Annotated in this window: 10 protein-coding genes and 1 riboswitch; of the genes, 4 read left to right on the forward strand and 6 right to left on the reverse strand. The window is 71.4% G+C overall.

Going from position 1 to position 12,462, the window contains the following annotated elements:
- Positions 1 to 262, reverse strand: a 262-nt coding sequence (locus ABZ646_RS26660; protein ID WP_360523834.1) for a hypothetical protein, incomplete at its 3' end; no start/stop codon positions are given.
- A 173-nt stretch (positions 263 to 435) separates the two neighbouring features.
- On the opposite strand from ABZ646_RS26660, the gene ABZ646_RS26665 reads away from it, so the two are divergent.
- Together ABZ646_RS26665 and ABZ646_RS26670 are read left to right on the forward strand one after the other, a co-directional pair.
- The gene (locus ABZ646_RS26665) at positions 436 to 804 is read left to right on the forward strand and encodes a nuclear transport factor 2 family protein (RefSeq protein WP_360523808.1); all 369 of its coding nucleotides are present in this window, start codon (positions 436 to 438) and stop codon (positions 802 to 804) included.
- A gap of 172 nt (positions 805 to 976) precedes the next feature.
- Positions 977 to 1,059: riboswitch (ZMP/ZTP riboswitch) on the forward strand.
- A gap of 25 nt (positions 1,060 to 1,084) precedes the next feature.
- Positions 1,085 to 1,936, forward strand: a complete 852-nt coding sequence (locus tag ABZ646_RS26670) for a bifunctional 5,10-methylenetetrahydrofolate dehydrogenase/5,10-methenyltetrahydrofolate cyclohydrolase (RefSeq protein ID WP_360523811.1) — start codon at positions 1,085 to 1,087, stop codon at positions 1,934 to 1,936.
- Between the two features lie 66 nt (positions 1,937 to 2,002).
- Here ABZ646_RS26670 and ABZ646_RS26675 read toward each other — a convergent pair whose 3' ends face one another.
- Positions 2,003 to 3,979 (reverse strand): ricin-type beta-trefoil lectin domain protein, encoded by a 1,977-nt coding sequence (locus ABZ646_RS26675; RefSeq protein ID WP_360523814.1) that lies wholly within the window; start codon positions 3,977 to 3,979, stop codon positions 2,003 to 2,005.
- A 175-nt stretch (positions 3,980 to 4,154) separates the two neighbouring features.
- Positions 4,155 to 4,820: a TetR family transcriptional regulator gene (locus tag ABZ646_RS26680; RefSeq protein WP_360523828.1), complete on the reverse strand. Its 666-nt coding sequence runs from the start codon at positions 4,818 to 4,820 to the stop codon at positions 4,155 to 4,157.
- A 172-nt stretch (positions 4,821 to 4,992) separates the two neighbouring features.
- On the opposite strand from ABZ646_RS26680, the gene ABZ646_RS26685 reads away from it, so the two are divergent.
- Complete coding sequence (locus ABZ646_RS26685) at positions 4,993 to 6,240, forward strand: YncE family protein (RefSeq protein ID WP_360523816.1); 1,248 nt, start codon at positions 4,993 to 4,995, stop codon at positions 6,238 to 6,240.
- A gap of 60 nt (positions 6,241 to 6,300) precedes the next feature.
- Here the strand turns inward: ABZ646_RS26685 and ABZ646_RS26690 are convergent, their stop codons facing one another.
- A complete protein-coding gene (locus ABZ646_RS26690; RefSeq protein ID WP_360523819.1) occupies positions 6,301 to 8,163 on the reverse strand; it encodes a cellulase family glycosylhydrolase in 1,863 nt (620 codons plus the stop codon).
- Positions 8,164 to 8,240: 77 nt separating this feature from the next.
- Complete coding sequence (locus ABZ646_RS26695) at positions 8,241 to 10,391, reverse strand: translation factor GTPase family protein (protein WP_360523822.1); 2,151 nt, start codon at positions 10,389 to 10,391, stop codon at positions 8,241 to 8,243.
- Between the two features lie 194 nt (positions 10,392 to 10,585).
- Here ABZ646_RS26695 and ABZ646_RS26700 point away from each other — a divergent pair, with 194 nt between their 5' ends.
- A complete protein-coding gene (locus tag ABZ646_RS26700; RefSeq protein ID WP_360523831.1) occupies positions 10,586 to 11,692 on the forward strand; it encodes an XdhC/CoxI family protein in 1,107 nt (368 codons plus the stop codon).
- A 101-nt stretch (positions 11,693 to 11,793) separates the two neighbouring features.
- On the opposite strand, the gene ABZ646_RS26705 is transcribed toward ABZ646_RS26700, so the two are convergent.
- Entirely contained in the window at positions 11,794 to 12,294 is a 501-nt protein-coding gene (locus ABZ646_RS26705; RefSeq protein WP_360523825.1) for a metallophosphoesterase, read from the reverse strand.
- Positions 12,295 to 12,462 lie beyond the last annotated feature (168 nt).

The raw sequence follows: 12,462 nt of genomic DNA on the forward strand, positions 1-12,462 counted from the left end.
CGCCACGCCGAGGACGGACGGCCAGGCGCCGACCTTCTTGGCCAGGGGGTGCGACCCGGCGAACGCGGCGACGTACGCGGCGGACAGCGCCCCGGTACTTCGCGGGGACGTCGCTGGTGGCGACCGAGTCGAGCACACCGAGCGCGGTGAGCTTCCCCGGGTGCTGCGGGCTCGCGTCGGCCGCGTTCGCCAGCGGCGCGGCAAGGCCGGTGACCCCGACGGCCAGTCCGACGGCGGCGACGATACGTCGTGTTGAGATCATGTCCTCAGCAACGGCTGCGGCGCCGGGCCGGACACGGGCAGCCGGTCGGCCTCACCCGTCAGGAGGAGCGCCCGGCCTGCGTTTGCCGAGCCGTCCGGGGCGGAGGAGCCTCGGAGTGAGGGGCTCTCGCGGCCTACTCCCGCATCGGGTCGCGGGCCCCGCAGGAGGTCACCATGGGCACCGCGACAGGCTCCACGTTCGACACCGGCACACTGCGCCGGGCCATAGAGGGGAACACCGGGAACTCCCTGCTGGCGCTCTACACGGACGACGCGGAGATCCGCATCGTCGACCGCAACGCCCAGCCCAGCCATCCGAAGATCCTGCACGGCCGCAGGGACATCGCCGCGATGCTGGACGACGTCTACAGCCGGGACATGACGCACAAGCTGGACCGGTGTGTGGTGCAGGGCGACCGGGCCGCGTTCACCGAGTCCTGCGAGTACGCGGACGGCGTCCGGGTGCTCGCCGAATCGATGATCACGTTGCGCGACGGGAAGATCGCCGAGCAGATCATGATCCAGGCATGGGACGACGAGTAGTCGGCCGAGGCGCGAGGGTCCAGGTCAGCACCCGCGTGACCTGGACCTTCTCGGCGCGCGCGGGACTGGGACACACGCATTGCGGCGCTCCGCGCGGGTCGCTCGCGCTGCTCCGGGCGATCCTGCGGGCGGCGCGCTGCCGCAGGCGGCGCCGTACGCCTCGGTTACCCTGGGGGCGGGCCGTGACTGGCGCTGAGGTGGAGCACCACCGGGGAGCGGTCCGCACTGTCGTTGCCGTGCGCCTGGGCGATCAATCGTGAATCAGCTCAGGAGTGTGCCCATGACCCAGACATCCCAGGGCCGTCTCATGGACGGAACCGCCGTCGCCCGCCGGATCGCCGAGGAGACCGCGCGGCGGGCCGCGGACCTCACCGCACGCACCGGTGTCACGCCGTGTCTGGCGACCGTGCTGGTCGGCGAGGACCCCGCGTCCGTCACCTACGTACGGATGAAGCAGAACCGCAGCCGCAAGGCAGGCATCGCCTCCCGGCACGTGCCTCTGCCCGCCGCCACGACCACCGACGAACTGGTCAACGTACTGCGGGAGTTGTCCGCGGATCCGGCGGTGCACGGCATCCTGCTCCAGCACCCGGTCGGTGAACACATCGACGAGCGGGCCGCGTTCGAGGCGATCGCCCCGGAGAAGGACGTGGACGGCGTGACCTTCGCGTCGTTCGCGACGATGAGTTTCGGGCTGCCGGGCTTCGTCTCCTGCACGCCCGGCGGCATCCTGCGGCTGCTCGACGCGTACGACGTCGACCCGGCCGGGAAGCGGGCGGTGGTCGTGGGCCGCAGCGCGATCCTCGGCAAGCCGGCCGGCATGCTGCTCCTCGCCAGGGACGCCACCGTCACCTACTGCCACTCCCGCACCCGGGACCTGTCGGCGGCCGTGCGCGAGGCGGACATCGTGGTCGCCGCCGTCGGCCGGCCCCGGCTGATCCGGGGCCAGGACATCAAACCGGGAGCGGTGGTGCTCGACGCGGGCTACAACGAGGGCAACGTCGGTGACGTCGACTTCGACACCGCCGTGGAGCGGGCCTCGCTGATCACGCCGGTGCCGGGCGGCGTCGGTCCGATGACCATCGCCGTGCTGCTGGAGCAGACGGTGACGGCTGCCGCCCGTCAGGTGTGACCTCCGCGGCCGGGAGGGGCGCCCCGCTCCCGGCCGGGGCGGCCCGCCGGCCGCCGGGCTACCGGCTCAGCTCCGGCTCCACTGCTGGTTGGTCCCGCCGTTGCACGCCCAGAGCACCAGGGACGTCCCGTTGCCGGTGGCCGCGTTGTACGCGTCCAGGCACAGCCCGGCATTGACGTTGGTGATCGTCCCGTCCGAGTTGATGTTCCACTTCTGGTTGTTCTGGCCGTTGCAGTCCCAGATCACGACCTTGGTGCCGTTGGTGGTGCCCTGGTTGTAGGCGTCCAGGCACTTGTTGCCGTACACCACGAGCTCCTTGCGCGCGGTGTACGTCCAGGCCTGGTTCTGGCCGCCGTTGCAGTCCCAGACTTCCGCCTGGGTGCCGTTGGTGATGGTGTTGTTGTAGACGTCGGCGCAGCGCCCGGAGGCCCCGCCCACGAGGAGCGTGCCGTTGGTCCCGGGGACCGGGCTGACCGCGATCGAGCCGAGGGCCGGCAGCGAACTTCCGGTGAAGGTGAGGGAGTTGCCGGAGCCCTTGCTCAGGTCGGCCTGGACCGAGACCGTGCCCTGCGAGGACCCGGTCGGCGGGAAGGAGACCGTCGTGGTGGTCTGGCCGTTCACCTGGAGCGTGCCGGTGACGGCGGTGGAACCGGTGTTGGTGTAGGCGACGTCGACGACGTCCAGGCCGGTGCTCGCCGCGCTCACGCCGGTGTACCTGCCGGTCGAGGAGGCACTGTACGTGGTGGTCGGCGCCTCCGTGCCGCCGCTGATCCTGAGCATCACGGAGCCGCCGGCCGGGACGCTCGCGGTGTAACCGGTGCCGTACGAGCCGAGGTTCGACTGCGCCCACAGGTCGCGTACCGTCGCGGCGGCGCCGGTCAGGCCGAGGTCGGACCAGCGGACGGTGATGTTCGCGGCGGCGGAGGTGCGGTTGAGCAGGACGACCGCCCGGTTGCCGGTGCCGGAGAGGACCTTGCCGTAGACCTGGAGACCGGTGGTGTCCTCGGCGACCTTGGCACCCTGGAGGCCGCGCGGGTCCTGGTCGACGGCGATGACGTCGGGGTTCTTGAGGATGGCGGCGGTCTCACCGGTCATGGTGGTGAGGTCGTTGCCGGCCAGCAGGGGGGCTCCGGAGATCGCCCACAGGGCCATGTGGGTGCGGTTCTGGGCCGCCGTGAGGCCGGTCATGCCGACGGTCAGCATGTCGGGGTCGTTGTAGTAGCCGGTGTGCTGGGCGGCCGGGTGCAGGGTCTGGTCGAAGTTGGACAGTACGGCGGACTGCGACGCGGTGCCGCCGTAGTAGTAGATGTCCGTGCTGGTCCGCCACATGGTGCCGAGGCCCGTCGCCCAGTTCCAGGTGTTCTGGTAGCCCCAGTTGCACAGGGACAGGGTCAGCGGGCGGCCGGTCGTGGCCGCGGCCGTGGTGACGGCGGAGCTGATCGACCTGTAGGTGGTGGCCGCGTCCAGACCCTCGGCGTCCCCGCCGCACCAGTCGACCTTGACGAAGTCGAAGCCCCACTGGGAGAACTGGAGCATGTCCTGGGCGTAGTGGCCCTCGCTGCCGGTGCCGGCGGCGGCGGGACGGCCGGTCGGGTAGTAGTAGCCGCAGCCGTTGTGACCGGCGTCGGTGTAGATGCCGGCCTTCAGGCCCTTGCTGTGGATGTAGTCGGCGATGGCGCTCATGCCGCCGGGCCACTCGCCGGTGTCGACGGTGATGTTGCCGTCGCTGTCGCGGGTGCCCTGCCACCAGCCCTCGTCGATGTTGATGTACCGGTAGCCGGCGGCCGGCAGCCCGGCCGCGACGAACGCGTCGACCTGCGCCTTGATGACGTTGTAGTCGATCTTCGCCGCGAAGCTGTTCCAGGAGGCCCAGCCCATCGGGGCGGTGGGCACGGGGACCTGCGCGGCCGTCGCCGCCCGGGCCGGTCCCGGCGCGGCGAAGAGGAGGGCGGCGGCCGTCAGGGCCAGGGCGAGGGCGCGTACGGCAGCGGCCCACACGTGTCGTAGGAGACCACTGCGGGCCGAGATGGGCGGGGGGTACATGCGGCTCCTCCATGGGGTGCACGAGGGTGTCCGACCTGACACGTTCGCGATATCGAACACAGATCGATGTCCCGAACGTGTCGCGCGCCGAACGTAGAGCCGCCCGGGGTCGCAGTCAACGACTGCGACAGGGGTGAACCCACCACCGCCCCCGGGTCGTCGAGGAGCCCGCCGCCTACCGCGAGCCCGCCGGCGTCCACCCCTCCGGCCGCAGCATCCCCACCAGCAACCGCACCAGCTCCCCCACGACGTCATCCAGCGAAGCGTCCACCCACCCGGCACTCCAGTCGTGCAGCAACCCGTTCACGCTCCCGATGAACGCGGCGGCCGCCAGCCGGTAGTCACGCGGCGCCGCGTCCCCGCGCGCCACCGCCGCGTCCGCCTCCGCGCAGATCAGCTCCACCCAGCGCGCCCGGCGCGCCAGCCGCTGCTCCTCCAGCCGGTCACTGACCCCGATGATCTCGACGAAGGCGATCCGGATCCGCCGCGGATCCGACGTGACGTCCCGCGCGTACGCACGGAACAGCACCGTCACCCGCTCGACCAACGGCAACGCCTCCGCCTGGGCGAGTGCGTCCCGCACCGCCTCCTCGGCCCAGCCGTTCACCTCCAGGTGCAGCGCGGCGAGCACATCCTCCAGGGTTTCGAACTCCTCGTAGAACTGGCGGGTCGACAGGCCCGCCTGCTGACTCAGCGCGGCCACGGTCGTGGCGCGAAACCCCGGTGCCCCGCCGAAGAGCTGGAGCGCGGCGTCCAGGAACCGCCGATGCCGCTCGGCCTTGCGTTCTTCGGCGGACCGGCCGCCGTAGCGACCCGTCGGTGCCTTGAGCCTGCCCGCCAACACTGCCCCCTCCGTCGTCCACCCGTTGGCCAATTTTGTCGTGTACGCCTCTTGTGGAGTAGGCCCACCCCTCCTTACTTTTCAGTAAGTTCATTTGAACGCGCCCGTGTTCAGATTCCGTGACCCCTGACCGCACGCGCGCCCCACACCCCCATCAGAGGAGAGAGCACTCATGCCTGCCATCAGACCCAGGCACCTTTGCTCCGTGGCCGCCGCCCTCGCACTGACCGTCACCGCGCCCGCGACCGCCGCCACCGCCGCGGCCGACGCCTCCCTGCGCCAGGTGCTGTTCGTCGGGAACAACTGGGACGGCACCGCGACCGTCCTGAACGCCACCGGCGACTTCGCCAAGATCGGCCAGCTCAACGTCATCCCCGACAAGGACGCGCGGATCGCCGAGATCAACGCCGACCCGATCAAGTGGATCTATTACACGTCCATTCGCAACGAGGTCGGCCAGGGCCACGACCAGTACGCGGACGACATGTACTCCACTCCGGACGGCAAGTCCGTGGTGGTCTCGCGCCCCAGCTTCGCGGACGTCGTCTCCATCGACCTGGCCACCGACAAGATCAACTGGCGTTTCCCGGTGGCCGGTTACCGCGCCGACCACATGGCCGTCTCCCCCGACGGCACCAAGGTCGCGGTGTCGGCGTCCACCGCGAACAAGGTGCAGGTGCTGGACATCAACACCGGTACGGAGCTGGGCGAGTTCGCCACCGGTGACAAGCCGCACGAAAACGTCTTCAGCCCCGACGGCAAGTACATCTGGAACATGTCGATCGGCGAGGTCACCACCTCACTGGACGACCCGGCCTGGGACTGGACCAAGGGCGACCGGCACATCACCATCGCCGACGCCACGACCTACAAGCAGGTCAAGACGATCGACATGCGCGCCCGGCTGGACGCGTTCGGCCTGAAGGACTTCTCGGACGCGGTCCGGCCGGCCGCCTTCACCCCCGACTTCTCGAAGATGTACTTCCAGGTGTCGTTCTTCAACGGCTTCCTCGAGTACGACATCGCCAGCGACAAGATCACCCGCATGAAGACACTGCCGGCGAACCCCGCGACCAGCACGGACCGCACCACCTGGCTCCTCGACTCGCGCCACCACGGCATCTCCATGAAGCCGGACGGCACCAAGCTGTGCGTGGCCGGGACGATGGACAACTACGCGACCGTCGTCGACCGGGCCACCCTCCAGGAAGGTCCGCTCATCCCGGCGTCCACCCCGTACTGGGCGACGGTGAGCGGTGACGGCAAGGACTGCATCATCTCCGAGAGCGGCGCCGACCAGGTGACGGCGATCGACTTCGCCACCGGCCAGAAGGTGACCTCGGTCCCGGTCGGCGACCACCCGCAGCGGGTCCGGCTCGGTCATGTGCAGGCCGACTGGACGGGCGCATCGTCGAGTTGACGCGCCCTCACCCACTTCGGCCTCCGGGGTCAGGCGGGACCCCGGAGGCCGAAGCGTTGCTCAGAACTTCGCCGCCACCCAGGCGGCCAGTTCCGACCTGGCCGCGTTCAGCAGTGTGGAACTCGGCGCGGTCGCCCCGTTGGTCACCAGCGCGAAGTGCAGCACGCCGGAGTCCGAGTCGGTGAGCAGCAGCCGGCGGCTGCCCGTGCCGCCCGGTTCCGCCGCCACGCCGACCGGGGTCGAGGACGAGTACGCCGGGGGTGCGTAGGCCGTGCCCAGGTCGGAGACGACGGTGGTGGACGCGGTCGGGAAGGAGGCGGGCAGGTGGAGTTCGGTGGGTGCGGTGGAGCTGCCGGAGCGCCAGACCTGGACGGCGTACTGGCCGGAGCCGACCAGCGCGGCCACGTTCGGCAGCGAGCTGGGCACCGGGTTCCAGGTCAGGGTCGTCGAGCCGTCCCGGGAGCGGTCCTCGTAGGTGAAGGCGAGGGTGGAGCCCGCGGTCGCGCCCGGGTAGACCCGGTCGAGCAGCCGGGCGTCCTGGCGGAGTGTCACGGTGCCGGAGTCGTTCGTGTTCACGGCCGAGAGGTCCTCGTCGTTCCAGGCGTCGCCCGAGGTGAGCACCTTGCTCGCGTTGCCGTTCATCAGCTCGTGGTGCCGGCCGTTGTAGATGTCCCACTGCCACTGCGTGCCGGAGAGGACCGGGCCCGAGGAGGCCGGGGTGGTCCACCAGCTCGACCCGGGCAGGCGGGAGTCGAGGGCCTGGTACATGGCCTTGTCGACGGTCGGCGCCTTGCCCGAGGTGGTACCGGACAGCGGGTGTCCGAACTCGCTGACGACCGCCGCGGTCCCGGCGGCCGACGCACGGTCGCGGACGGTGCCGAAGTCGGTGGAGTACTGGCCGTCGGAGGCGTTGCCCCACATCAGGATGCCGGAGATGGCCTTCTGGTCGTAGAAGTGGGTGTTGAAGACGTAGCGCGAGCCGAGCGTGCCCGCGTCCAGCAGGCCGCCCTCCTGCTTCTGCGAGTCGATGTTGGCGTTCCAGAAGAGGTTCGGTTCGACGAGGGCGGGTTTGGCGGTCCAGCCGGCGGCGTCCATCCGGGCCCGGAACTTCTGGTAGAAGGGCCAGAGCCGGTTCTGCTCCCAGGTGCGGGAGGTCTCACCGGAGTCGTAGGAGCCGGCGTAGGGCTCGTTGTAGGGGTCGAAGCCGACGACGCCCGCGAACTCGTCCGTCGTCAGGTGCTGGGCCAGGTAGGCCATGGTGGTCTGGGCCGTGGTCAGGAAGGCGTCCTGGAGACCGTAGTTGTTGTGCCAGAAGTCGTACTGGCCCTTCTGGACGGCCGCGTTCTGGGTGATGTTCTGACCCCAGAAGAGGCAGATGCCGCAGGACTCGGCGGGATAGCCGCCCAGCGCCACCGCCCACGCCGGGGCGCCGTCACCGGTGTACCAGCTGCCCGAGTTGAACAAGGAGCGGGAGTACAGGTCCTGGTGGAAGTCGGGGAAGACCCTGATGCCGGCGTCGAGGAACGCCTGCATCTGCGCGGTCACGGCGGCCAGGTAGGTGGTGCTGACCTGGCCCTGCACGGGTTCGGCGTACGCCCAGGAGAGCAGGAAGCGGACGGCGTTGCCGCCGCCGAGGGCACGCAGGGCGGTGGCCGACTTCTTCGCGTCGGCGACGGAGGCGAAGGGCAGGCCGTTGTTCTCCGCCAGCTTGGTCTCGCCGGAGACGTTGTAGCCGCGCAGGACGACCTCACGGCCCTGGCCGTCGACGAAACGGCCGTTCTGCACGGTGAGCGAGGTGCCGTCGAACCAGAGGGAGTCGGACGGGGTGGCTGCGGTGGCGGACGGGGCGCCCGCGACCGCGAGGAATCCGCAGAGGACAACCAGGACAACGATCAAACGCGCCCGGATATTAGTCATGCCCATTACAGTCCGGTGATTCCCGGACACCGTCAATACTTCTGACTCATGAGTAAGTTGAATACCTGTCGGGCACTTGGCGCTCACCCGCTCACACGGCCGGTCGCCTTCAACAGGTACTCCTTGCGGTCGAGGGGATTGTGATCGGTGCGCGCGCGTTCGGGGACCGTCCCGCGTGCCACGGGGGCGTAGTGGTCGAAGGCGCTCTCCAGTTCCCCCTCGCCCCGGGTCAGGCCGGGCAGCAACTGCTCCAGCCGGTGCACCCGGGCCGCGGGGACCGCCCCCTCCAGCACGCAGAGCGCGGCTTCGGTGCCGGTGCGCCGGGGCAGCGCGCCGAGCCGGGTGAGCACCGGGAGCAGCGCGCCGAGCGTGTCCGCGGGGGCCTCCAGGCGGAAGCGGTGCATCGGCTCGTGCACCCGGGTACCGGCCCGTCGCAGCGCCTCGGTCAGCACGAGCGGGGTCAGCCCGCGGAAGTCCTGGCCGGTGCTCGACATGCTCTTGTCGAAGCCCTGGTGGGCGTGGCTCTGCCGGGGTGAGTAACCGGAGTGGGTCATGGTCACGGTGGCGTCCGGGATCCGCCAGCCGTGCAGTCCCTGGGCGAGGGTCTCGCGCACGGTGTCCTCGACGGCCTTGAAGAAGGCGTACGGCATCGAGCCCAGCTCCGCCTCCAGGCGGAAGCCGACGCCCGTGCCGACCGGGGCCGGCTCCACCCGCAGGCCGACCGTGGCGAGGAAGGGGTTGCCGTCCTTCTTGTTGAACTCCACGGCGGCTCCCGTCCCGGCGATCCGCTCGACGTAGACGGTGGTGGTCTCCCGGAAGGTGACGTCGAGGCCGTACTCGTCGTCGAGGGTCGCCTGGACGACCTCCTTCTGGACCTCGCCGTAGAGGGAGACGGAGGTCTCCTGCCGTACCTCGTCGTGCCGGACGTCGATCAGCGGGTCCTGCTCGGCGAGCTGGGTCAGGGCGATGTGCAGGGAGCGCCGGTCGGTGCCGGGGCCCGGGACGACGACGGTCTCCAGGGTCGGGGGTGCGAAGTGCTGCTCGTACGCGCGCGCCGGCCGGCCGAGCGCATCGCCGATCCGGACGCCGCCGAGCCCCCACACCTTGACGATCCGCCCGGCACCGGCACTGTCCTGCCGGCGCTCGACACCCCGGTCGAAGACGGACAGCCCGGTGACCCGCCCCTCCGCCCGGGCCCCGGCGCCCTGGCCCTCCGCCCGGACCCCGGCGCCCGCACCCCCGCCGTCCGCACGGACCCCGGCGTCGCGGGCCTCCGCCCCCACCCTCCTTACCGTGCCGTCCACCCGCACTGCGGCTCCCCGGTCGCCCAGGCCGCCCGCGTCGCCGTGGCCTCCCCCGGTGCCGGCGTGGGCGACGGCGCCGAACGGGATGCGCTCGCGCACCCGGAGCGTGCCGGAGAAGATCCGCGCGTAGGCGATCTGCTCCCCCGCCGGGCCCCGCTCCACCTTGAAGACCGTGCCGGAGAGCGGGCCCGCCGGATCGCCGCCCGCCGCCGGAAGCAGCCGCTCGACGCCGGCGATCAGGTCGGGCACCCCGGCGCCCGTGACGGCGGAGCCGAAGTACACCGGATGGACCAGGCACCGTCCGGTCTGGTCGGCGAGGGCCGCCCGCAGCAGGGCGTCCGGGACACCGCCGTCCAGGTACGCGGCGAGCAGCGCGTCGTCGTGGTCCGCGAGCACCTCGGGCGCGGTGGGGCCGGGGCCGGGCACGAACCGGGCCGCGCGGGTGCCGAGTCCGACGGCCCGCCCCATGGGGACGAGCGGGACGGCGAGCCTGCGGGCCAGCTGGGCGAGCACGGCCTCGTCCCGGGCGCCCCGCCGGTCGATCTTGTTCACGAAGACCAGCGTGGGGATGCCCAGCCTGCGCAGGGTGCGCATCAGTACGCGGGTCTGCGCCTGGACGCCCTCCACGGCCGAGACCACCAGGACCGCGCCGTCGAGGACGCCGAGGACCCGCTCCACCTCGGCGATGAAGTCGGGGTGCCCGGGAGTGTCGATGAGGTTGACGGTCACCTGGTCCAGCGGGAACGAGACGACCGCCGACTTGATGGTGATCCCGCGCTGCCGTTCCAGCGCGAGGGTGTCGGTGCGGGTGCTGCCGGCGTCGACACTGCCGAGATCGTCGATGACCCCGGCCGTGTGCAGCAGCCGTTCGGTCAGGCTGGTCTTACCGGCGTCGACGTGCGCGAGGATTCCGAGATTGAGCAGCTGCACTGAGTGTGATGTCCTTCGGCATGGATGGGATTCCTTCCTGGGTGGACATGCACGCAGCGCGCATCGGGTGATCCTCTCCGGGTGACGTCGGGTCGGGAGCAGTGCAGCAGGGCCGGTCCCCCGAGCGCAACGGATTAACGCTTCGGCAGCGGACGACACTCCCTACGGGGCAGGGGCCGGGAGAGGAGCGGATGGTGCGTGAGATCCTGCCGGCGCTGGCCGACTGGCACGCGGCCGGGCACCCGTTCGGTCTGGCCACGGTGGTCTCGGTCAGCCGCAGTGCGCCGCGCGGGCCCGGTGCGGCCATGGCCGTGGGCCCGGACGACGAGGTGGTGGGCAGCGTCTCCGGAGGCTGCGTGGAGGGGGCCGTGTTCGAACTGGCGCGGGAGGTGGTGGCGAGCGGCGAGCCCCTGCTGCGGACCTTCGGCTACAGCGACGAGGACGCCTTCGCGGTGGGGCTGACCTGCGGCGGCGAGATCACCCTGCTGGTACGACCGGTGACCGCCGGGTCCGACCCGGAGTTCGGCGCGGTCGCCGCGTCGGTCGCCGCGGGCGAACCGGTGACCGTCGCCACGGTGGTGGACGGGCCCGCGCCGCGCGGCACCAGCCTCGTCGTCTGGCCGGACCGGGCGGCGGGCACACTGGGCGCGGGCGGCCTCGACGTCGCGGTCACCGCCGACGCCCGCGGCGAACTCGCCCTCGGCGTCTCGGTGCTGAGGCACTACGGTCCGCACGGCGAGCGCCGCGAGGACGCGGTCGCGGTGTTCCTGCAGTCGTTCGCGCCGCCACCCCGCATGCTGGTCTTCGGCGCGATCGACTACGCGGCCGCGGTGGCCCGCATCGGGGACTTCCTCGGCTACCGGGTCACCGTGTGCGACGCCCGTCCGGTCTTCGCCACGCCCAAGCGGTTCCCGGCCGCCGTCGAGGTGGTCGTCGACTGGCCGCACCGCTATCTGGGCGGCACCGGCACCGATGACCGGACGGTGGTCTGTGTCCTCACCCACGACCCGAAGTTCGACGTGCCGCTGCTGGAGGAGGCGTTGCGCCGGCCGGCCGCCTACATCGGGGCGATGGGCAGCCGCAGGACCCACGAGGAGCGCCTCGCCCGGCTGACCGGGGCCGGTCTCACCGAGGCGCAACTGTCCAGGCTGCGCTCCCCGTTGGGCCTCGACCTCGGCGCCCGTACGCCCGAGGAGGTCGCCGTGTCCGTGGCCGCCGAGATCGTCGCGCTGCGCTGGGGCGGCAGCGGCGCACCCCTGACGACGACCGGCGGCGCCATCCACCCGGCCGGCGCCGGGTGAGCCGCAGGCGCGGTGCGCGAGGAACTGCACCACCAGGTGCCGTTGCGCCGCGCCGGCGCCGAGGGCGGGCGGCGCCACGTCGACGAGGAGCCGCACCCCTGTCAGCGGGGCGGCAGCCGGTGCAGGGTGACCTCGGTGAGGGTGCCGTCGGCGACGGTCGCGGTCAGGTAGGTGCAGTGGGGCTGGCGGCGGCGGTCGGTGGGTGAGCCGGGGTTGAGCAACCGCAGCCCGCCCGGGGCGGTGGTGTCCCAGGGGATGTGGCTGTGCCCGAAGACCAGGACGTCCAGGTCCGGGAAGTGGGCGGCGCAGCGGGCCTCACGGCCGTGGGCGGCACCGGTCTCGTGGATCACGCCGAGGCGCAGGCCGCCCAGGTCGGCGTACGCCACCTCGGGGAGCCGGGCGCGCAGGCCCGGGCCGTCGTTGTTGCCGTACACGCCGATGAGGCGGCGGCTGCGGGTCTCCAGCAGGTCGAGGGTGGCCTCGTCGACCCAGTCCCCGGCGTGGATCACGACGTCAGCGCGCGGGAGTTCGGCGAGGAGGCGGTCCGGGAGCCGCTTGGCCCGCTTCGGGAGGTGCGTGTCGGAGGTCAGGAGCAGGCGCACACCGTCAGCCTAGCCAACCGGGCCGATGGGCCCCTGTCCGTCCGAGGTCCCCTGTCCGTCCCGTGTCCTTCCGTCGCGAGATCTTCAGTCTGGACTGAACAGTTTCACCTGGACAGTTTCGACTGATGGTTCTATGGTGGCCGCATGGCAGAGATCTCCGGGTCTGGC

It is taken from the genome of Streptomyces sp. NPDC007162, assembly GCF_040634175.1.
GTDB lineage: Bacteria > Actinomycetota > Actinomycetes > Streptomycetales > Streptomycetaceae > Streptomyces.

What these genes read in the sequence shown, in the direction of transcription:
- ABZ646_RS26690 (WP_360523819.1), bottom strand. Translation starts at nt 8,163, where the DNA reads ATGGGCATGACTAATATCCGGGCGCGTTTGATCGTTGTCCTGGTTGTC.
- ABZ646_RS26685 (WP_360523816.1), top strand. Translation starts at nt 4,993, where the DNA reads ATGCCTGCCATCAGACCCAGGCACCTTTGCTCCGTGGCCGCCGCCCTC.
- ABZ646_RS26665 (WP_360523808.1), top strand. Translation starts at nt 436, where the DNA reads ATGGGCACCGCGACAGGCTCCACGTTCGACACCGGCACACTGCGCCGG.
- ABZ646_RS26675 (WP_360523814.1), bottom strand. Translation starts at nt 3,979, where the DNA reads ATGTACCCCCCGCCCATCTCGGCCCGCAGTGGTCTCCTACGACACGTG.
- ABZ646_RS26670 (WP_360523811.1), top strand. Translation starts at nt 1,085, where the DNA reads ATGACCCAGACATCCCAGGGCCGTCTCATGGACGGAACCGCCGTCGCC.